15 protein-coding genes are annotated in these 21,166 nt (G+C 74.0%); 9 read left to right on the forward strand and 6 right to left on the reverse strand.

Annotated features, from left to right (window positions below; all coding sequences use genetic code 11):
* Positions 1–82 precede the first annotated feature (82 nt).
* The 5 genes from ABT026_RS24235 to ABT026_RS24255 all read left to right on the forward strand — a co-directional run bounded on the left by ABT026_RS24235 (position 83) and on the right by ABT026_RS24255 (position 6,994).
* Positions 83–379, forward strand: coding sequence for a DUF503 domain-containing protein (locus tag ABT026_RS24235; RefSeq protein ID WP_351117243.1), 297 nt, complete (start codon positions 83–85; stop codon positions 377–379).
* Positions 380–445: 66 nt separating this feature from the next.
* Complete coding sequence (gene rbfA / locus ABT026_RS24240) at positions 446–904, forward strand: 30S ribosome-binding factor RbfA (protein WP_351117244.1); 459 nt, start codon at positions 446–448, stop codon at positions 902–904.
* Positions 901–1,806, forward strand: coding sequence for a tRNA pseudouridine(55) synthase TruB (truB, locus tag ABT026_RS24245; RefSeq protein WP_351117245.1), 906 nt, complete (start codon positions 901–903; stop codon positions 1,804–1,806). The genes rbfA and truB overlap by 4 nt, the downstream gene beginning before the upstream one ends.
* 535 nt (positions 1,807–2,341) lie before the next feature.
* Positions 2,342–5,677: a trypsin-like peptidase domain-containing protein gene (locus tag ABT026_RS24250; RefSeq protein ID WP_351117246.1), complete on the forward strand. Its 3,336-nt coding sequence runs from the start codon at positions 2,342–2,344 to the stop codon at positions 5,675–5,677.
* A 372-nt stretch (positions 5,678–6,049) separates the two neighbouring features.
* Positions 6,050–6,994, forward strand: a complete 945-nt coding sequence (locus ABT026_RS24255) for a bifunctional riboflavin kinase/FAD synthetase (protein ID WP_351117247.1) — start codon at positions 6,050–6,052, stop codon at positions 6,992–6,994.
* Between the two features lie 54 nt (positions 6,995–7,048).
* On the opposite strand, the gene ABT026_RS24260 is transcribed toward ABT026_RS24255, so the two are convergent.
* From ABT026_RS24260 to eccE, 3 genes are all read right to left on the reverse strand, one after another.
* Positions 7,049–10,000 carry an SCO5717 family growth-regulating ATPase gene (locus ABT026_RS24260; protein WP_351117248.1) on the reverse strand — a complete coding sequence of 984 codons (2,952 nt, stop codon included), beginning with the start codon at positions 9,998–10,000 and terminating at the stop codon, positions 7,049–7,051.
* Between the two features lie 126 nt (positions 10,001–10,126).
* Positions 10,127–10,828: a hypothetical protein gene (locus ABT026_RS24265; RefSeq protein ID WP_351117249.1), complete on the reverse strand. Its 702-nt coding sequence runs from the start codon at positions 10,826–10,828 to the stop codon at positions 10,127–10,129.
* Positions 10,825–12,168 (reverse strand): type VII secretion protein EccE, encoded by a 1,344-nt coding sequence (gene eccE, locus ABT026_RS24270; RefSeq protein WP_351117250.1) that lies wholly within the window; start codon positions 12,166–12,168, stop codon positions 10,825–10,827. Before eccE ends, ABT026_RS24265 begins: the two co-directional genes overlap by 4 nt.
* 210 nt (positions 12,169–12,378) lie before the next feature.
* On the opposite strand from eccE, the gene eccB reads away from it, so the two are divergent.
* Positions 12,379–13,920: a type VII secretion protein EccB gene (gene eccB, locus ABT026_RS24275; protein WP_351117251.1), complete on the forward strand. Its 1,542-nt coding sequence runs from the start codon at positions 12,379–12,381 to the stop codon at positions 13,918–13,920.
* 80 nt (positions 13,921–14,000) lie between these two features.
* On the forward strand, positions 14,001–15,284 hold the full coding sequence (gene mycP / locus ABT026_RS24280; protein ID WP_502968048.1) for a type VII secretion-associated serine protease mycosin: 1,284 nt from the start codon (positions 14,001–14,003) through the stop codon (positions 15,282–15,284).
* Here mycP and ABT026_RS24285 read toward each other — a convergent pair.
* From ABT026_RS24285 to ABT026_RS24295, 3 genes are all read right to left on the reverse strand, one after another.
* Complete coding sequence (locus ABT026_RS24285; RefSeq protein ID WP_351117252.1) at positions 15,256–15,711, reverse strand: hypothetical protein; 456 nt, start codon at positions 15,709–15,711, stop codon at positions 15,256–15,258. The genes mycP and ABT026_RS24285 overlap by 29 nt on opposite strands.
* Positions 15,712–15,798: 87 nt before the next feature.
* Positions 15,799–17,847 carry a DUF6571 family protein gene (locus ABT026_RS24290; RefSeq protein ID WP_351117253.1) on the reverse strand — a complete coding sequence of 683 codons (2,049 nt, stop codon included), beginning with the start codon at positions 17,845–17,847 and terminating at the stop codon, positions 15,799–15,801.
* Positions 17,848–17,883: 36 nt separating this feature from the next.
* Positions 17,884–18,228, reverse strand: a complete 345-nt coding sequence (locus tag ABT026_RS24295; RefSeq protein ID WP_351117254.1) for a hypothetical protein — start codon at positions 18,226–18,228, stop codon at positions 17,884–17,886.
* A gap of 475 nt (positions 18,229–18,703) precedes the next feature.
* On the opposite strand from ABT026_RS24295, the gene ABT026_RS24300 reads away from it, so the two are divergent.
* Complete coding sequence (locus ABT026_RS24300) at positions 18,704–19,126, forward strand: DUF2563 family protein (protein ID WP_351117255.1); 423 nt, start codon at positions 18,704–18,706, stop codon at positions 19,124–19,126.
* Positions 19,126–21,054, forward strand: a complete 1,929-nt coding sequence (locus ABT026_RS24305; protein ID WP_351117256.1) for a hypothetical protein — start codon at positions 19,126–19,128, stop codon at positions 21,052–21,054. The genes ABT026_RS24300 and ABT026_RS24305 overlap by 1 nt, the downstream gene beginning before the upstream one ends.
* Positions 21,055–21,166 lie beyond the last annotated feature (112 nt).

Below are 21,166 nucleotides of genomic sequence, written 5' to 3' on the forward strand. Positions count from 1 at the left end.
AAATGGTCGTCGGCGGAACCGCGAACCGGGGTACGGTTCAAGGAGCCACCGATCCCGGACCGGCGGGTCATCCGGAAACACCATGTACGTAGGGACTCTGTCCTTCGACATCCTCCTCGGCGACATACGCTCGCTGAAGGAGAAGCGCTCCGTCGTCCGCCCCATCGTCGCCGACCTGCAACGCAAGTTCTCGGTCAGCGCCGCGGAGGTGGAGCACCTGGACCTCTACCGCAGGGCCGGCATCGGTCTCGCGGTGGTCTCCGGGGACGCGACGCACGTGGCCGACATACTGGACCGCTGCGAGCGCATGGTCGCCGGCCGTCCGGAGGTGGAGCTGCTGTCCGTCAGGCGGCGGTTCCACGGCGACGACGACGACTGATCCACACAGGCACGCTGTTGCACGCAACGCTGTAACACGAAGAGATACGGAACGGGAGACGGACCAGTGGCCGACAACGCGCGGGCGAAGAGGCTGGCGGACCTCATCCGAGAGGTGGTGGCCCAGAAGCTGCAGCGTGGGATCAAGGACCCGCGGCTCGGCTCGCACGTCACCATCACGGACACCCGGGTGACCGGGGACCTTCGGGAGGCGACCGTCTTCTACACGGTGTACGGCGACGACGAGGAGCGCAAGGCCGCCGCGGCCGGGCTGGAGAGCGCCAAGGGCATCCTGCGCTCCGAGGTCGGCCGTGCCGCCGGGGTGAAGTTCACCCCCACCCTCACCTTCGTCGCCGACGCCCTCCCGGACACCGCCCGGACCATCGAGGACCTCCTCGACAAGGCCCGGCAGTCCGACGCCAAGGTGCGCGAGGCGTCCGCGGGAGCCGGCTACGCCGGCGAGGCGGACCCGTACCGCAAGCCGGGCGAGGACGACGAGGCCGGGACGGACGACACCGCCGAATGACGCAGCACACCCCCACGCCCGACGGCCTTGTCATCGTCGACAAGCCGTCGGGCTTCACCTCGCACGACGTGGTCGCCAAGATGCGCGGGATCGCCAGGACCCGCCGCGTGGGCCACGCCGGCACGCTGGACCCGATGGCGACCGGCGTGCTGGTCCTCGGCGTCGAGCGGGCCACCAAGCTTCTCGGGCACCTGGCGCTCACCGAGAAGGAGTACCTCGGCACCGTCCGGCTCGGCCAGACCACGGTCACCGACGACGCCGAGGGCGAGATCACCGCGTCCGCCGACGCCTCCGGGGTGACCCGCGAGGCGATCGACAAGGGCGTCGCGGAGCTGACCGGCCGCATCATGCAGGTGCCGTCGAAGGTCAGCGCCATCAAGATCAACGGCGTGCGGTCCTACAAGCGCGCCCGCGAGGGCGAGGAGTTCGACATCCCGGCCCGCCCGGTGACGGTCTTCTCCTTCCTCGTCCACGACGTCCGTGAGGCGGTCGCCGAGGACGGCACCCCGGTGACCGACCTGGTCGTCTCCGTGGTCTGCTCCTCCGGCACCTACATCCGGGCCCTCGCCCGCGACCTCGGCGCGGGCCTGGGCGTCGGCGGCCACCTGACCGCGCTGCGGCGCACCCGGGTCGGGCCGTACAAGATCGACACGGCGCGCACCCTGGACCAGCTCCAGAAGGAGCTGGCCGTCATGCCGGTCGCCGAGGCCGCCACGGCTGCGTTCCCCCGCTGGGACGTCGACGCCCGGCGTGCCCGGCTGCTGCTGAACGGCGTGCGGCTGGAGATGCCCGACGAGTACGCGGACGGCGGCCCGGTCGCGGTCTTCGGACCCGAGGGCGTCCTGCTGGCCCTCGTCGAGCCGCTGAAGGGCAAGGCCAAGAGCCTGGCCGTCTTCGGCTGACCCTTCCCCGGCCCGGCCCCGCCCGGCCCCGGCAGGGCTCCGGGCCTTCGCGGACGGCTTCGTGCTGCTCCACCCGTGGCGGAGTCCTCGCGTTCGGCTTGTCCGGGCCGGGGGCTCCGCCGGGTTTTCCCCCGGTCGCCGCGCAGGCGTGACCGCCTCGCGGTCCCGGTGTCCGCTCCCGCTCCTCCCGGTGGGCCGCGTCGGCTCCTGCGCGGGCGTCTCCAGGCAGGCTCTGCCCGGGCGACACCGCGCGAACACGCCCGGAGCGGCTTCGCGACGGCTCACGCGACGGCTGCGCCCGGTGGGACCGTGGAGCGGCGGCGGCACGGGGTCGCTGCGCCGCTCCACGGGTTCCCCCCCTCGGTTCCCCCCGGGGAACCTCTTTCCATCCCGTACGCCGTATTCACCCGTCCGGACGGGCGCTCGGAGTGAACGGAGGGAGTGGAAGGGGGCGCGTTTTCCCGCTCGCCCGCCCGCTGATCATGTCCGTCCTACCGTCGGAGCCGGAACGGCACGGCGGCGGGGAGGACGGGGCATGGCGGGAGCGCACGCGGGGACGGAGGACGTCCGGCGGCGGAGCGACGGCGGACACGCCGTACCCGAGGCCGCCCTGGTCACCCTGCGCGACCCGGCCGGACGCCCGCGCGGCACCGGATTCGCCGCCGACCACCACGGCACCGTGGTCACCGCCCACGAGGTGGTGGACGGCATGCCGCGCCTGCTCGTCGAGGCGGGCGGGCGGACCGTCGCCACCGTGGAGGGCGCCGTCGTCCCGCTGCCCGCCCTCGGCCTGGCCCTGGTGCGGGCGGAAGGGCTCGAGGCGGCCCCGCTGCCGATCTCCCCGCGCGCCGCCGTCGGCCCCGGGGCCTACGTCCGGATCGTCGCCGCGGGCCTGCGCGAGGCCCGGGTGCTCGGCGTGACCCACGCCGTCCACCGCGACCACCTCCTGCCCGACGTGCTGGAACTCGCGATCGGCACGGCCGGCCGCGAGGCGCTGCGGCCCGGTGGCGGGTCCGCCGGCGGGCCGGTGCTGGACACGGTCACCGGCGCGGTGCTCGGAGTCGTCGCCACCGACCTGCGGTCCTGCCCGCCGGGCGGCGCCCGGGACGCCGTCGAGGACCCGGACCTGCTCGGCGGCCACCGGGCGGCCGGGTACGCACTGCCGCTGAGACCCGCCGAAGGCCCGCTCGCCGACCTGCTCGCCCGCAACGCCGCCACCGTCCCCGCCCACGGCCCCGACCTCAACCTGGCCGCGCTCGTCGAGCTCACCGCCACCTCGGTCGCCTCCGACGGACCGTCCCGCGGCCCCGTGGAGCCCGTGCCCAGACAGGCCCTGGAGCGCGAGTTCGCCGCCTTCGAGCGGGGCGCGGCCGCCGTGCTCGGACTGGTCGGTCCGCCCGGCAGCGGCCGGACCACCGCCCTCGCCGAGATCGCCGCCCGCCGGCACCGTGCCGCGGACACGGCCGCGCCCACCCTCTGGCTGCGGGGCGCCGACCTCCACGACGCAGACACCTCGGTGGCCGACGCCGCACGCCGCGCTCTCGACCGGGCCGCCCGGATCGCCGCCGCCGCCCGTTTCCCTCCGCGCGCCGCCGGGGCGGGCGAGGCGGGTGAGGGCCGTCCCGACACGTCCTGGCTCGGCGACCTTTCGCCCGAACGGGTGGCGCGCATTGCCCGGGAGGCCGGACGCCCGCTGCTGATCGTCCTGGACGGTCCCGAGGAGATGTCGCCGCTGCTCGCCCACCGCCTGCCCGCCTGGACCGAGGGCACCGCCGACTGGCTCCTGGCCGCCGGCGCCCGCATGGCCGTCGGCTGCCGCGCCGAGTACTGGGAGCGGGCCGGCGCCGAGTTCCCGCCCGAACTGCTGCACACCCCCGCCGCCGACGCCCGGCGCACCGGCACGCTGCCGCCCTGCGTACGCCTGGGCGAGCTGACCGCCGAGGAGGCCCGCCTGGCCCGCGAGCGGTTCCGCATCCCCGACGGCGTGCTCCGCGGAACCGACGCCCGCCACCCGCTCACCCTCCGACTGCTCGCCGCCGTGCGCACCGCGCTGCCCGACGCGGAGGACAGCCCCCTCAGCCGGCACGAGGTGTTCTCTGCCCACCTCGACCTCACCTGCCTGCGCGTGGCGGTGCGTCTCGCCGCCGCCGGGGGGCAGCGGGGCACCGCCATCCGCCGGCTGGCCGCCAAGGTCGCCGGACAGGTCCACGAGGCGGCCCGCCGCAGCCTCGGCCCCGGCCAGGGCGAGCTCGACCGGGCGTCCTTCGAGGCCGTCTTCCCCTGGCGTCCCGCCCCCGCCCGCCTCGGCGGCGGGACCGGCTGGGCCCGCGCCGTCCTCACCGAAGGCCTGCTGGTCCCCGCCGGCGCCGGCTACCGCTTCGCCGACGAGGAGTTCGCCGACTGGCTCCAAGGGCTCCACCTCGACATCGACGAGGCGCTGCGCGCCCTGGTCCTGCGCCGCCGCACCGGGGAGGAGGCCGGCCACCCGCTGCCGGTGCCGCGCCACCGCATCGGCCCCGTCGTCCAGGCACTCCTGCATCTCGGCCGCGACCGCGGCACCGCCGAACTGGGCCGCCGTCTGACCGCGCTGGCCGCCGCGACGGAGACCTCGACCGATCCCTGGTGGGCCGCCCGACTGCTGTCCGGCGCCCTTCTCGGCCTCCCCGACGCCTCCCCGTACACCTCGCTGCTGCGCCTGCTCGCCGACCGGATCGCCGCCCGCCAGCGGGAGGGGCAGCCCGCCCCGGAGGAGTTCGGACCCGACTTCTGGGCCGCCGTGCCGCTGGACGCCGGGGAACGCTTCGGGCTGCTGCACCGCCTGGTGGTCACCGCCCCGGCGGGCACCGGCGGCCGCTGGCTCGAGGCGGCCGCACGGCTGCTCGCCGAGGGCCCCGCCGCCGCCCAGCGGCAGCTGACCCACTGGTTCGACGACGACCGTCCGCTGCCCGCCGCCCCGCACGCCACGGTCGCCGTGGCCGCCCAGGCGCTGCTCTACGCGCACCGCCACCGCGGGCTCGACGACCTCGCCGAGGCGCTGGCCGACTGCGCCCACCCCAAGGCCGCGGAACTGCTCACGGTGCTCGCGGAGGAGGAGCCCTCCGCGCTCTGCCGTGCCGTCGACCGCTGGACCCACGACCCGCGGACGGCCCGCCGGACCGCCGCCGTCACCTACGGCCGCCTCACCGCCCGGCACGTCCGCTCGGACGCCGACCGCGACCTGCTGCGCCACGCGGCGCTGGCCCTGCTCGCCCGGCCCGAGGACGCCGCCCTGCACGGCGGGGCACTGGCCATGCTGGTCCGCGACCCGCGCACCCGGGCCCGTCATCTCCCGGACGCCCTGCGGCGCTTCGTCGCCGGGGACCCGCAGGTGCCCGCCGAGGCGCTGGTGCCCGCACTGGTCACCCATCCGGAACCGGTCCTGGACGCCTTCCGGGACCGGCTGCGGCAGCCGGGCGGCGGTGAGGCGCTGGACGCTCTCGCCGAGGTGACCGCGCCCGCGCTGGCGCGCAGGATCTCCGCCCTGATCCGCGAGGCGGTGGCGAACTGCGGCCCGGCGCGCGGGGCGACCGCTGTCGCCGCCGCGGTCGCCGGGTACGTGGACCGGCGGCTCGACCACGGCCCGACCGTGCGGGCGGTGCTGCTGCCGCTGGTCACCGGGCTCATCGCGGACGGCCCGCCGCCGGTGCGCGCCGCGCTGGCCGCGGTCCTGGCCCGGCCGGGGACACCCGCGTCACGGCCGCTGCGGCAGGAGCTGCTGGCCCGGCTCCTCGCCGACGAGGAGGACCCGGTGCGGGGCGGGGCGGTCACGCCTGTCACGGTGGCCGGTCCGGACCGGGTGGAGGGCGCCGCGGCGGGGGTCCCCGCGGGCTGAGGCATCGCGAGGGATCGGGGGGCCTCGCGACGGCCTGTCGGCGGCTTCTGCGCGTGCGTCCGCGACGAGGGGCCGCCGAGCTGGGTGGGCGGTGGCCGGGGCGGCCGCCGTGTCGCGGAGACCGAGGCGGTCGCGCCGGGCGGCGGTCATGGTGTTGACCGCGCCGGGCGGCGGTCGCGGTGGTGACCGCGCCGGGCGGCGGGGCGGGTGCGGGGTGCCGAGCGGGGTGGGCGAGGGCGCCGGACGTCCGGCCCAAGATCACCTGACGGCGGCGATCACCCATGCCGATGCCGGTGCGCCGACCACGGCATGGCACTCTTGGAGCTGCATCACAGGCACACACGGACACGGGTTCGACGAGGAGCGGTCACAGTGCAGCGCTGGCGTGGCTTGGAGGACATCCCCCAGGACTGGGGGCGCAGCGTCGTCACCATCGGCTCCTACGACGGGGTGCACCGCGGACATCAGCTGATCATCCGGCACACCGTGGAGCGCGCGCGGGCCCTCGGCGTCCCCTCCGTGCTCGTCACCTTCGACCCGCACCCCAGCGAGGTGGTCCGCCCCGGCAGCCACCCGCCGCTGCTCGCCCCGCACGCGCGGCGCGCCGAGCTGGCGGCCGAGCTGGGTGTGGACGCGGTGCTCGTGCTGCCGTTCACCAAGGAGTTCTCCAAGCTCTCACCCGCGGAGTTCGTGGTGAAGGTCCTGGTCGACAAGCTGCACGCGCGCGCCGTGGTCGAGGGCCCCAACTTCCGTTTCGGGCACCGGGCCGCGGGCGACGTGGCGTTCCTGGCCGACCAGGGGCGGACCTACGACTTCGAGGTCGACGTCATCGACCTCCAGGTCAGGGGCGAGGCGGGCGGAGGCGAGCCGTTCTCCTCCACCCTCACCCGCCGCCTGGTCGCCGCCGGCGACGTGGAGGGCGCCCGGGAGATCCTGGGCCGCCCGCACCGGGTCGAGGGCGTCGTGGTCCGTGGCGCGCAGCGCGGCCGCGAGATGGGCTTCCCCACGGCGAACATCGACACCCTGCCGTTCAGCGCGATCCCGGCCGACGGGGTGTACGCCGGCTGGCTGAACGTGGCGGGGGAGTCCATGCCGGCCGCGATCTCCGTCGGCACCAACCCCCAGTTCGCCGGCACCGAGCGCACCGTCGAGGCCTACGCGATCGACCGCGTGGGGCTCGACCTGTACGACCTCGACGCGTCCGTCGACTTCCTCGCCTTCGTCCGCGGCCAGGCCAAGTTCGCCACCCTGGACGACCTGCTGGACGCCATGGCCCGCGACGTCCAGCGCTGCCGCGACCTCATCGCCGAAGCCTGAGACCCGCGGGGCGCCCGCACCCGCACGGCTGCGGGCGCGGGCGCCGGCCGAAGCTCACTGCGCGGGCGGCGGCCCCGGCGGCTGCTGCGGGTACCCGGGGTGGCCCTGGGGCGGCTGCTGCTGAGGCGGCTGGGGCGGCGGGACCTGCCCGTACTGCCCCGGCTGCTGCGGGGGAACCTGCCCGTACGGTCCCGGCTGCTGCGGCGGAACCTGGCCGTACCCACCGGCCTGCGGGGCGGCCGGATACCCGTACTGTCCTGGCATCGGCGGCGCGGCCACCGGCGGCGGATTCCCGTCCGAGGTCCACAGCCCCTGGGCCTGCTGGTGCCGCACGAAGTCCTCGGCCACCAGCGCCGCCAGGTTGAAGTACGCCTCCCGCACCTTCGGCCGCATCATGTCGAGGTCGACCTCCGCGCCGGCCGCCAGGTGCTCGTCGAACGGCACCACCACGACCGACCGGCAGCGGGTCTCGAAGTGGCTGACGATGTCCTCCACCTTGATCATCTTGCCGGTCTCCCGGACACCCGAGATCACCGTCAGGGAACGCTGCACCAGCTCGGCGTAACCGTGCGCGGAGAGCCAGTCCAGCGTGGTGCTGGCGCTGCTCGCGCCGTCCACCGAGGGCGTGGAGATGATGATCAGCTGGTCGGCCAGGTCCAGCACGCCCCGCATGGCGCTGTACAGCAGACCCGTGCCGGAGTCGGTGAGGATGATCGGGTACTGGCGGCCCAGGACGTCGATGGCCCGCCGGTAGTCCTCGTCGTTGAAGGTGGTGGAGACCGCGGGGTCCACGTCGTTGGCGATGATCTCCAGCCCGGAGGGCGCCTGCGAGGTGAACCGGCGGATGTCCATGTACGAGTTGAGGTACGGGATCGCCTGCACCAGGTCGCGGATGGTCGCACCGGTCTCCCGCCGGACCCGGCGTCCGAGCGTTCCGGCGTCCGGGTTGGCGTCGATCGCGAGGATCTTGTCCTGCCGTTCGGTGGCCAGCGTGGCGCCGAGCGCCGTGGTGGTGGTCGTCTTGCCGACGCCGCCCTTGAGGCTGATCACCGCGATCCGGTAGCAGGAGAGCACCGGCGTGCGGATCAGCTGGAGCTTGCGCTGCCGCTCGGCCTCCTCCTTCTTGCCGCCGATACGGAACCGCGAGGCCGCGGCCGCCGGGCGGGCGCTCTTGGCCCGCTGCCGCTTGTTGTTCAGCAGCCGGTCGGACGACAGTTCCACCGCGGCCTGGTAACCCAGCGGCGCGGCGCCGGGGTTCACCGGCTGCCGCTGGTCGTGCTGCACCGGCTGAGGCCACGCGGCCCCGGGGGTGCGCGGATCCACCGGCGGAGCGGGCGGCTGCGCCGGGCCTGCCTGGGGGAACCCGTAACCCGACTGCTCGGCGGGGGAGTTGGGGTCGGCCGGCTGCTGGGGAACGCCCGGCTGATGCGGCTGGGGCTGTGCCTGCGGCTGCTGCTGCGCGTGCGGCTGCTGCGCCGGGGGCTGGGGGAAGCCGTACCCCTGGGCCTGCGGCTGCGGCTGCGGCTGCGGCGGCTGCCCGGGCTGCGGTACCGGAGGCGCGGCGGGCACACCGTAGCCGTGCGGCGGCTGAACCGGCTGCTGCTGGGCCGGGGGCTGCTGCACCGGCTGCTGCTGGGCCGGAGGCTGCTGTGGGAAGCCGTACCCCTGCGGCGGCTGGTGCTGTCCGGCCTGCGGCTGGGGGAGCGGGAACCCGTACCCCTGCCCGGGCTGCTGCTCGGCGGGAGGCTGCGCCTGCGGAGGCACCCCGGGAACTCCGGGCACACCCGGAGCACCCGGCACCGGCTGCGACGGCGCCTGCTGGGCCGCCTGCGGCGCCGGCGCGCCCTGCGGCTGGCCGCCCCAGGGCGCGGGCGTCTGCGGGGCCTGCGGCGGGAACGGGGTCTGCGGCGGCGCGGGCGGCTGGACCGGCGCCTGCGGCGGCTGTACGGGCCACTGCCCGGCAGCCTGCGGCGCGGCCGGCTGGTACTGCGGCGGCAGCGGCGGGAGCGCGCCCGGCTGCTGCTGGGGCTGCGCCGGCTGAGGCTGCGGCGGCTGCTGGAGCGGAACCTCCTGCGAAGGAACCTGCGGGGCCCATCCCTGGGGCGCGGCGGGCTGTCCGGGCGCCGCCGCGGCAAGGCCGCCCTCGCCACCCTCCTCCGGCCGTGCGACCTCCGGAGCACCCTGCGGCTCGGCGGCGGCCGCTGACTCCGGCGCCGTCTCCCGCCCGGCCTCGGCATGCTCCACCGAGGCGTCACCGGCCGGTTCCGACGCCGTCCCGGCCCCGTCCTCCCCGACCTCACCGGACGGACCGGCGGACGCCTCCGCGCCCGCGCCCTGGTCCGCACCCTCACCCTCGGCGTCGGGTGTCTCCACCGGGGCGCCGAAGTGACCCGGTGCGGCCGTGGCCTGCGACGCGGCCGACGTCACGTCCGCGGCTCCGGCCGGCTCGCCCTCGGCGCCCACGACCCGCAGGGCCTCCACCGCCCCCTGGCCGCCACTCTCCCCGGACCCGGCGCCCGCATCGGCGCCGACCGGGTCACCCGCACCGGCAGAACCCTGGGAACCGGCCTCGACCGGGCCGCCCGTGACGAACGCGTCGTCGCCGGCAGCCGCATCGCCCTCCGCCGCACCGTCAGCACCGGCCTCCGAACCCGCCCCTGAGGGCTCGCCGCCGGGACCGGGGCCGGACGAGACGGACTCGACTGCCGCGGCGGCCCGCTCCGCGATCTCCTGCCGCAGCGCCGACGCCGAGATCCGCATCGTCGCGCCGCTCTCCAGGCTGCCGCCGCCGAACGGCAGGCCGGCGCCCTCGGACGCGTCCTCGTCCGAGGAACCACCGGCAGCGGGACCGGGGTTGGCCGCCTGACCCGCGTTCTCCCGGTACCAGGCAGGGGTGTCGTAGTCGATGGTGAACTCGCCCGTCGTCTCGACGGCGGACTCCGCGTCGGACTGGTCATCGCCCGGTGTGGTCCAACCCCCGTGGATACCGTCCCGATCGCTGTTCACAATTCCTCCTGGTTGGTCGAACGCAGGATCCCACCCTAATCACGCCGGTCACCGAAGCGGCAGGGCCGTCGACCGGTGGAAAGCGGGGAGGGTCCGCGCAGACGCGGGACGCCGACCCGGACGGCGTCAGTCCATGCGCCGGGGGGTACCCAGCAACCCGACCTCGGCGTCGGTGGGTTGGGTCATCACGTACTGGCGGTCACGGTCCGCACACCACAGGGTGACACCGTCGGCCAGCGTCGGCAGCGAATCCACGTCACCCCGCGGCAACGCCAACGCCCGTCCCGTCTCGGCCGCTTCGTCCGGCGAGAGCCGCTGCACGCCGACCAGGCGCGCCTGCCGCATCAGCCGCGGCGCGACGGGTGACAGGTACGGCAGCAGCGTGAGGACGGCCTGCCACGGACCCGCCACCACGCGTCCGCGCGGCGGCCGCATGCCGCAGTCGCGCACCACCAGCACCGGGTTGCCGGCCGAGGCGCCCTGCGGAGGCACCCGGCCCACGTCGTAGACCGACAGGCCGTTCTGCCCGCCGCCCATGGCGTGCACCATCTGCATCCAGGCCTGCGGACGACCGGTCTCCACGGCCACCCGCGCACCCGTCGCGGCGGCCCGCAGCGCCAGCACCTGGGCCGTCCACAGGCTGCCGATCAGCACGATGTCGTACGGCGTGGGCCGGTTGAGGCCGAGCACCGCCGGCTGGCCCTCGGCGTCCACGCCGATCACCACGCCGTCGTCACCGATCGGCAGGGTCAGCGACTCCAGCTGCTCCAGGGGAACGCTGTGCCGTCCGTGCCGGGGCCCCAGCAGGCCCGAACCGCGCGTGATCATCGGGCGCCTCCCAGGGGCAGAGTGGCGAGCACGCCGGGCAGCTGCTCCCGGTCGAGCCGGGCCAGCGCCACGCCGTTGCGCCGCGCGGAGTCCTGCAACGCCCGCCTCGCGGCGGTGAGTTCGTCGGCGCTGCGCCCGGTCACCCGCAGGTGGCCGGTCAGCGCCACCGCCTGCCCGTGACCGTCGGGGCGGGCCAGGGTCAGGCTGAACGTGGTGGCCAGCGCCGGGACGGCGGTGAGCTGGGCCAGTAGCTGCGGCAGGGTGGTGCCGCGGCCGCCCAGCGAGGGCCAGCGGCGCACCCAGTACGCGGTGTGACGGCGGTTGTCGCAGCGCCAGTTGCGCGTCGACTCCTCGGTGCGGCGCTCGCGCGCCTCCGTACGGCCCGCCTCCGCGGTGACCAGCGGATTGGCGCACGCCGACGTCGCTATCGCCGCGACCAGCTCCTCCTCGTCCAGGATGTTCACCCGGAAACCCGCGCCGGTCAGCCGGCTGGCCAGATGGTCGGCGGCCCGCACCACGCACTTCTGCGCTCCGGTGGCGCCGCCGCCGCGCGCGGCCACCGCCTCCGGACACAGCTCCGGGTCCAGCTTCAGCGCGATCCAGGTGATCCGGACCGCGGGAGCGCCCGTACTCGCCTGCAGCGGTGCGTAGTTGGTCACCGCCACGGACTGCTGCGGCAGATGCAGCGCGGGAGCGGGCTGGGTGTGCAGCACGATCTGCGCGGACTCCAGCCGGATGTCGTCGACCTCCAGCGCGTCCCCGACCAGCGCCAGCGGCAGCGGCCGCCGGCTGCGCTCGGCGCGCAGGGCGGTGGCGTCCGCCTCCACCTGGAGCACAGCGGTCAGGAAGGTGCCGTCGCCGACCAGGCCCACCGGACGGCGGTCCCGTCCGCCGTGGACGTAGGTGCGCAGCGCCGGCTCGCACTCCACCGCCGGGGCCAGGCCCGGCTCGGTGCCCGGCGGCACCTCCATGGCCGCCGCACGCTTCTGCCGGGTACGCAACGCCCGTGCCGTGGCGAACCATTCGGGCAGCGAGCGACCACGCCGTCGGACCACCGCGAGCACCAGCAGCAGGGCCGCGACCACCCCGGCGGCCACCAGCGCCACCATGCCGATCAGCCAGCCGACCACCAGCGCGGCAGCGGCCAGCTCGACCAGCACCGCTCGGCGCAGACCCTGTGAACTGCCGCGCCCCGCACGTGACCTGAGCTGCACGGCACCCGACGCGGCCGCCGGACGGGCCGCAGCCGCCGGGGCTCCCGCCGCCGGGGGAGGCGTCGCCGAGGAGCCCCGCGCCGTCCGTGACCGGTCACGGGACCGCGTTCGCGTCCCGGAAGCCATCACCCACACCCCCGCAGTGCTCGCCGTCGTCCGCCCGGCCGAACCGATTCGACCGGCCGGTTCCGCAAATCCGTTGCCGCATAGGTACCTTGAAGGCTTCGGTACCCTACCCGCTCCACCAGGCCCCTCGGGTACCAGGCCTCTCGCGTACCAGGCATAGTAGGGGGCCGTCCGACAACGCGGCGGAACACGGGGAGAAGCAGGGCACCGATGGCATCCCGGAGAGACCAGCTCAACGCCTACACGTTCGCGAAGCGCCGCATGCTCGCGTCCTTCACCCACTCCGCCGGCGGCGGCTCGGAGGAGAGCGCCCCGCGACCGCTGCGCGGCATCCTGCCGGGAATCATCACCGGCGTCGTCGTGATGGCCGTGTTCGGCGCCTGGGGCATGTTCAAGCCCACCGCGCCGAAGGGCTGGGACGCGGCCTACGAGAAGGTGATCGTCGCCGACAAGTCGACCACCCGCTACGTCGTCCTCGAGACGCACGGCAAGAAGTACCTGCACCCCGTGCTCAACATGGCCTCCGCCAAGCTGCTGCTCAAGGACGGCAAGGGCGCGGTGATCACGGTCGACGAGAAGATCCTGGACACCAAGATCCAGCACGGCGTCACCGTCGGCATCCCCTACGCCCCCGACCGGCTCCCCGACGACACCGAGGCCGCGGCCGAGAAGCGCTGGGCGGTCTGCGAACGCGCGGGACAGGGCGACGCGGTCCAGAAGGCCGCGTTCGTCCTCGCCCAGCGCGACTGGGGAAAGATCGAGGGCCCGCAGAAGCTCGGCGGCGGCCAGCTCCTCTACGTGCAGGAGCAGGGGCCGGACAAGGCCCGCTACGTCGTCGACGCCACCGGCACCGCGTACCGCGTCGACGAACTGGAGAAGGAGGAGACCGAGCTCTCCAACCTCCTGCGCGCCGTCGTCGGATCGGACCGCCGCCCGCAGAGCGTCACCCGCGGCTGGCTGGACACGCTGCACCACGGCGACCCGCTCGCCTTCCCCGAGATCGAGGGAACGCCCGGGGAGCCCGCGAACGCGCCCGGTCAGCTGAACCAGAAGGCCGACCGGGTCGGCATGGTCCTCAAGGCGCGCGACGGCGACCGGGACCAGCACTACGTCGTCCTGCCGGGACGCGTCTCGCCCGTCTCCGACTTCGTCGCCACCCTGCTGCTCGCCAGCAGCCAGCTGGTACCGGTCGGCCAGGACGGCAACGCCCTCGAGGTCAGCCCCGGCGCGCTCCAGCCCAGCGGCACGTTCGGCGACGACCGGAACTGGCCCGACGCCACCCCCTCGGCGGTCAACGACCCCTCCGGCGTCGGCAAGGCCCGGGACACCGTCTGTAACGTGCTGACCGGAGTCGACCGCGCGTCCGGCCGGACCACGCTGCGGACCTGGGCCGGGGCCGCCTTCCCCGCCCCGCTCGCCACCGGCTCCACCAGCGCCTACGTGACCCCCGGTTCGGGCCAGGTGTACCAGCAGTACAAGGGCAGCGCCACGGACGTCGGCCCGGTCTTCCTGGTCACCGACACCGGCCTGCGGTACGTCCTGCAGTCCAACGGGGACAGCACCGGCGAGGACACCGGGATCGGCCGCTCCGCCCAGGATCGCGAGGCGCAGCAGCAGACCGAACTGCAGGCGCAGAAACTCCTCGGCTACGCCGATGTGAAGCCGGCGGCGGTGCCGGCGCCGTGGTCCGCGTACCTGCCCACCGGACCCCGCCTGTCCACCGCCGACGCCCGGCAGCCGCAGGGCTCGTGACGGACGGACGCGAGGGCCCGGCGCGAGGGGCGGACGTGAGGTGCGCGGACGTGAGGGACGAACGTGAGGGAGGCAATGCAGTGACCCCCAGGCGCAGGCCGGCCAGGGTGCGCGCGTCGGCCACCGTGCGCAGGTCGGCCACCGTGCTCGCCGCGGCGGCGATCACGCTCCCGGTCTGCCTGACCGGCGCGGCCCCGGCCGCCGCGGACGAGGGCGGCCAGTGCACGATTCCGGCCGAGAACTACCCGGGCCGCCCCTGGGCGTTGCAGCGGGTGCTGCTGAACGAGCTGTGGGAGCAGTCCACCGGCAAGGGCGTCCGCGTCGCGGTCATCGACACCGGGGTCGACATCAAGCACCCCCAGTTGCGCGACGCGGTCGACGCGAGCCGGGGCGCGAACTTCCTCCCCAAGGAGGCCGACGGCGAGCCCCTCGAGCGAGGCAGCCTCAAGGGCACCGACGACCAGGTCGGCCACGGCACCAAGGTGGCCGGGATCATCGCCGCCCGTCCCTCGGACAAGACCGGCTTCGTCGGCCTCGCCCCCGGGGCGACGATCATCCCGATCAAGCACAACGACGCGGAGGGCCACGGCAAGGTCGACGAGATGGTGAAGGCCATCGACCACGCCCGCGAGGCCGGGGCCAAGGTCATCAACATCTCCCAGGACACCGGCTCGCCCGTCGACTCCACCCCGCAGCTCAAGCAGGCCGTGGACCGCGCGCTGGCCGCGGACGTCGTCGTCGTCGCCTCGGCCGGCAACGAGGGCCTGGGCGGCGGGAGCAAGAACTCCTACCCCGCCGCCTACGAGGGCGTTCTGGCGGTGGCCGCCTCGGACCGCAACGACGAACGCGCGCCCTTCTCCCAGTCCGGCGACTTCGTGGACGTCGCCGCACCGGGCGTGGACATGGTCTCCACCATGCCCGGCGGGGGCCACTGCGCCGACAACGGCACCAGCTTCTCCGCCCCGTACGTGGCGGGCGTCGCAGCCCTGCTGCGCGCCAAGCACCCCGACTGGAAGCAGGAGGAGATCGTCACGCAGATCGAGGCGACCGCGGAGCGGACCGTCGCGGGACGCGACCGCCGGGTCGGCTGGGGCGTGGTGGACCCGGTGCGGGCCCTCACCGACGACGAGAAGCGGCCCAGCGGCACCCCGGTCGCCGACGAGGGCATGGCGGGCGCCGAGCCCCCGCGGCCCGCGCCCGTCACCCTCGGCGAAGCCCCCGAGGACCGCGACGCCCGCCTCGGCACCTACGTCGCCCTCGCTGCCGCCGCCACGGTCGCCGCCCTCACCGGCACCGCCGTCGCCCTCCGCGACGCCCGCCGCCGACGCGGAGGAGTCACTCCTCCAGGCAGTGCAGCGACTTGACGGTGGCCGGCATGTACGCCCGCATGAACCGCTCGACGTGACGTTCACGGCGGGGGGTGATGGGGCTGTCGGTCATCTTCAGCGCCAGCAGGAAACTGTCGGCGCCCCCGGAGTCGCGGCAGGACGTGACGGCGATGGCCCCGTCGTTGGCGAGCACGGCGCGTTCGCCGATGCCGTGGACGGGCCGGGGATCGAACAGGCCGAAGGTGGGGCCGCTCCGGGCGAGAGCCATGAGGTCGGGCTTTCCTCCGCCTGAGGAGAAGTAGAGCTGCAGGACCTCCTTCCTGCCGACGTACACCACGCACCAGGCGGTTGAGGAGGGCTCCCGGAAGCTACCGCTGGTCCACTCGCGCACCGTGTCACCCCCTCCGAGCAGGGGAGCCAGCCGATCCGCGCTGATCGGTGTGCCGCAGAGCTTCCGTGGCACCGCTGTGTCCTTCGCCGGGCCGCAGGCACCGATGGCCGCCAGGAATGCGAGGCCGCAAGCGGCGGCCGTCACTCGAGAGGTCATGGGTTATCGCCGCGCTCCTGTGATGCCGCGGCCGTGTGCCATTCCGCTGTCGGCCGTCATGTAGACCTGGGTCTCCAACTCGTTCGGCAGAGGTTCACCGGCCCGTCCGTGCACCTTCCACCACTCCTGAGCGAGGGCGTGCAGGAGTACGCCACGGCTTCGGTAATCGCTCTGGCGGTCCTGCCCGAGACCCTTCTCGAAGCGTGTCTGCTCGTCCTCCACCCAGCTGTCGGTCAACACGGCCAGCCCGGCCTGCAGATCCGAGCCCACCACCGGAACGTGCGCGGCCACGCCATTGGCGACGGCCGCCCACCCCGGCGGCTCCGGCGGCTTCGACTCCAGCTGCACCGCCTGCGCACGGACCTCCTCCATGAACCCGACGGTCCGCGCCGCCTGGACCAACGAGTCCTTCGGGTACGTCTGGTCCGGCCGGTGGATGCCCTCCACCATCGGGGTGTTCAGCCCCACGTTGAGCGCCGCGTAGCCGTGCGGGTCCCGGGACACCTGCTTCGCGACCTCGAAGAGGTCCGGCTGCGAGACGGTGCCGTCGATGTCGAACCCGGACGCCACCTGGTGCACCGTCGCCCCGTGGTTGGCCATGATCCGCCCCATCGCCTCACGCAGCGGCTCCGGGAACCGGTCCTCCATACCGGCCAGGTGCCGCACCGACCGCTGGAACACCTCGTCGTTCGCCGCCGTGTGCTCCACGAAGCCGGCTCCCGGCGACGCGGGCGGGATCCCGGTGGCCGCCGCCTCCAGCGCCGCTGCGAAGCCCGCGTGGGCGTCCGCGTCACGCGTGTCCGCGCTGTGCTCCAAGCGGGGCGCGCCCGCTGACTCGAGGGCCAGGGTGTTCCAGTTCCGGTCGGCGGTCAGGTACTTCATCCGGTCCTCGTCCCGCAGGTACGCGGCCGCTCCCTCCGGGTCCCGGCTCATCAGCCCGAGCACGCCGTCCAGCGGGTCGTTGGCGAACCAGCCGTCCTTCCCGGTGATCGGGCCCTTGATGTGCCACAGGTCGGCCGTCTTCCGCTCCGCGTCGATCAGGTCGTCGCCCAGGTCGGCGAGGTACTGGGACCCGAAGTCTCCGCCTTGCCCCATCAGGCTCACCAGCGACTGGTAGCCGCGCTCCTCGGCCAGACGTTCCGCCGCGAACCGTGATCCGTGCTGCTCGAGACCGGCCTCGCGCATGTCGGACCGCCACTGCTCATACCAGGGCGAGTCGGTGTCGCGGGTCGCGGTCGCGAGTGCCCGGGAGAGCCCGGAGGTGACCTCCGCCATCCCGCGCGCCTCGTCGCCGCCGCCGGGTAGGTGGGCCATGCCGTTGGCCTGACGCGCGACGGCGAGCATTCCCTCCGCCCCCAGTCCGCCGAGGAAGGTCCGGGCGAAACGCGGGTCGTGCTGGTTGTCCCGGAACAGCCGCCGCAGTTCGTCGGTCTCCGCCGGGCTCAGCTTCTCGCCCTTGGCCATGCGCTGCGCCAGCTCACTGCCGGCGCGGGCCTCGTACACCTCGACGTCGTGCACCGCGTGGGCGTTGAAGCCGCCCGCCGTGCCGTCGCTCGGCCGTCCGTCGCCCGTCACCGCGCGGAGGGCGATCGCGACGCCCCGGTCGGCGTCGTCGACCGCCCTCACCGCGTCGTCGATCCGCTGCTGCCAGCCGTCGACCGACCCGCACGTCTCACCGGGCTTCGGTGGCTCGGCCGTCCTCTCGTCCACCGACACGACGCCCCGCTCGGAGACCCGCAGTCCGGCCGCCTGCGCCTCCGTGCGGACCGCATCCAGCCGCTTGTGGAGCGTCGCAAACTGGGCGTACGCGTCCTGAAGCAACGACGCCACGGCCAAGGCCTCCTTGCGGGCCGCCCGGTACTCGGCCAGGGTGACGTCGAAGCCCGACCTGGCAGCCCCCGCCGCGACTCCCGTCCACCGGCCGGGCTGTCCGGAGCCCGCCGCGACGGCGTGCACCTCGCGCAGGTAGTCCTCCTCCTGCGCGACGAACTCCCCGGCCATCGCCTCCCATTGCTCGGCAGCGGTCATGAGGGAGAGAAGCTCGGTGGTCATGATCTCGTGGTACGTCGGCACCGTGAGCCGCCCTCCCTAGAAGGAGTCGAGCGGCGAGACCAGGCGCAGCCCGTTCCCGATCGCACGATCCGTGCCGGTGTACAGACGCGCCGTGCCGCGCAGCGCGGTCTTCTCCGCGCCGAGGCGGTTCATCAGCTTCGTCACCTGCTCGTTCCAGGTCCTGTGCGCGTCGCGCAGCGCCTTGCCGCTGGCCCACCCGTCCCCGTCCGCGGCGGCCAGCGCCTTCACCGCCCGCTCGGTACCGGACTCCGCCGTACGGCCGGCCGCACGGGTCCCCGGCTCCAGGTGCACCTCCAGCGCCCGGGCCGCCGCCTTCTTCCTGACCGGGGACGCCACCAGGTCCGGCTGCGTCCCTGGCACGGACCCGACCTCCACCGACTCCTCCGCCGCCACCTATGTGCCCCTTCGTCAACTTCTGTGCGTTTTGCGTGATGACTTCGTGACGGAAGGTAGCAGTGGGCGGAGTCGTCGTCATCGCAGCGTGACCGACGATCCATGCGCCCCCGGGCCTCGCGCCCGCGAATCCGACCCCTTGGTGATCAACGTGCTGAACTGCACCTTCACTCTCAGGTGTTGCACATCACGGTGACCGGGTATGCCGGAACATCGGGGCCGCTGGGCGGACTTGAGCCTCTTGGTGTAGACGTAGAAGCCCGCTGCCGCGCGAGGCCTCGGCTCGCCGTTCATGATCGCAAGCTGTATCAAGGCCGTTGCAGAAGGCAGTTGGGAGAGTCACGCGAAGTGACTACAGTGGTCTTGTTGCGACATGAACGCATCACGGGTCGGCAGCGGAGGCCCCTGAAGCGGGCGACAACAACGGGGAGATGACACGATCGTGCTGGATGATGGCGCGGGTGGCGCTTACCTCAAGCGGGGAGTCGAAGCGCTCAGCTCGTTCAAGAAGAAGGTCGACGCGGTCCTCGACACCTTGGACGCGTCACCGGCCAACGCCAGTCAGGTGGAGAGCCTGACGCTGACCCGCGAGTCGCTCGCCGGCGGCTCCGCCTTCGGCGAGGCCGTCGGTCTCTACGCCCAGTACGCCCAGGCGCATGCGCGCATCTCGACGCTGTCCAGGACGCTCGGCCTGCAGATAGAGGCCCTCCAGATCGCCGTGCACGGCGCGGACATCGGGTTCGACAACCTCGAGGAAGAAGCGCGGCGGCGGTTCCATGACATCCGGATGGACCTGGACCGCGAGCAGGAGCGTGAGCACGACCTCGCCACGAACACCAAGAACCGTGCGAAGGGTGGCTTCTGATGGGCGGACACGGCGGCCACGACGACAAGTACTACGACGAGCAGATCAAGGACGACCTCGAAGAGGTGCAGGGGAACGCCCAAGTCATCGACCTGGTCAACACGCTGGAGCGTGTCTTCGGCGCCATCCTGCCCGGTGGTGGCGGGCGGTTCTTCGGCCGGACGAACTTCGAGGGTCACCGCCTCAACGACATGATCGACATGGTGGAGCCCGCCAACCCCGAGCAGGTCGAGGAGGTCGGCTCCGCGCTGCTCAAGGCGAGCACGGCCATCGATGAGGCGGCGGAACAGCTTCGGGTCGACATCGCCAAGGTCGACTGGGAAGGCGAGTCGGCCGAAGCGTTCGAGACCTGGAGCACCAACCTCGTTACCAAGGCCAAGGCGCTGGCGACCTATTCGGACACGGTGGGCCAGCAGATCACCCTGGCCGGCTCCGGTCTCGCCTCTGTCCGCAAGTCGATGCCGCCGCGTGACACCCGCGTAGATCCGAAGTCGGTCTCGGACATCCCCTCGCCCGCGCGTGTGGACAGCAACGAGGAGTACGCCGCCGCGGTCAAGGCGGAGCAGCATCGGCAGGAGGCGATCAACCAGATGATCCGCCTGTCGTCGTTCTACGCGGTGTCGGAGGAGGCCCTGGCGGGACAGGAGCCGCCGACGTTCGATCCGATGCCTAATGTGGCGGTGCCGCCGCCGCACTACGGCGCGCGCGAAGAGCCAGGGCAGCCGGGTCGGGTTGGCTATGCGGGAGATCCGGTCATCGCATCGAGGGGCACAGGGGTAGCCGATGCTGCTGTCCCGGGTGGCCGAGTGGATGGTGCCGTCGCGGGTGTTGCTCCCGCCGTGGAGCCGGGCGTCGACCCGTCCATGCAGATCGACAGTGTGGGCACAGTGGCCCCTCCGCAGGAGGCTTCCAAGCCCATCGCTACGTCTCCAGCAACTGCTCCTGCGGCGACCGGTACCCCTGTTCCGCCGGTTGGCGGAAGTGGTCCCGTGACCGCGGTCGGTCGGGCGGGTGGGTCCGGCCCCCGTCAGATGCCGATTTCTGCCCAGGGTCAGGCTCCACGTGGCGTGACCGGTGGCGGCGGTACGAAGCCTGGCCAGGCAGTCGGCCGTAGCCCGATGCAGCCGATGGGCCCGGGTGGTCAGGCTTCGGCTACGGGTCGTGGGGGCGGCGCTGGTGCTCGCGGTCCCATGGGGCCGATGGGGCAGCAGGCGGCCGCTGGTCGCGCGGGTGGTACCAGTACTCGAGGTCCGATGGGTCCGGGTGGTCAAGCTTCGGCAGCGGGTCGTGCTGGTGCTCGCGGTCCGATGGGTCCGATGGGGCAGCAGGCGAGCACGGGCCGTGCGGGCGCGGGTGCTCGGGGCCCGATGGGTCCCGGTGGTCAGGCGTCAGCTACGGGACGTGCGGGCGGCTCTGGCCCTCGCAGTGCGATGGGACCGACGGGCCAGACCCAGCCAGTCACCAGCCGTCAGACCGGGGGGCGCGGAGCCGGCCGCGTGACCGGTGCCACGCCTGCCCCGCACGGAGTCGCCGGCGGAGTCCCGCGGAACAACGCGTCGACTGGTGGGCAGGGCTCACGTCTGGTACAGGGCGGTGCGGCTGCCACCGGTGGGGTGGTGGGCGGACGACCCACCGGCACCACACCGAACGGCCCCAACGGTACCCGCGTGCCTCGTGGAACGGTGATCGGCGGTTCCGACGGCCTCGCCCGCGGATCGGGTGAACAGCCTGGGCGCCGAGGAGTGGTCGGTGCCCCCGGTGGCTCGACCGCAGGCGCGGTAAGGCCGGGACGCCAGCCGGGGCAGCGCCCCAACGTCGCGCCCGGCGGAGTGGTTGGCGCGCCGAGCGGCACCGCCTCCCGGCGCAACCACGACAAGAAGCGATCGACCGATGGTGACCGGCGTGAGACGCCGCCCACCGGCGGCTGACGGAGCAGAGCGAGGGCAGGCAAAGACATGGGGTCGGGCATCAGCAGATTCGGTGGGCGAAGAGCTGCGGGGAGCGGAGGCATTCGCGGACGACTGTGCACGATCGGGGCGA

Origin of the sequence: Streptomyces sp. NPDC002734 (assembly GCF_040295685.1) — a bacterium.
Lineage (GTDB): Bacteria > Actinomycetota > Actinomycetes > Streptomycetales > Streptomycetaceae > Streptomyces.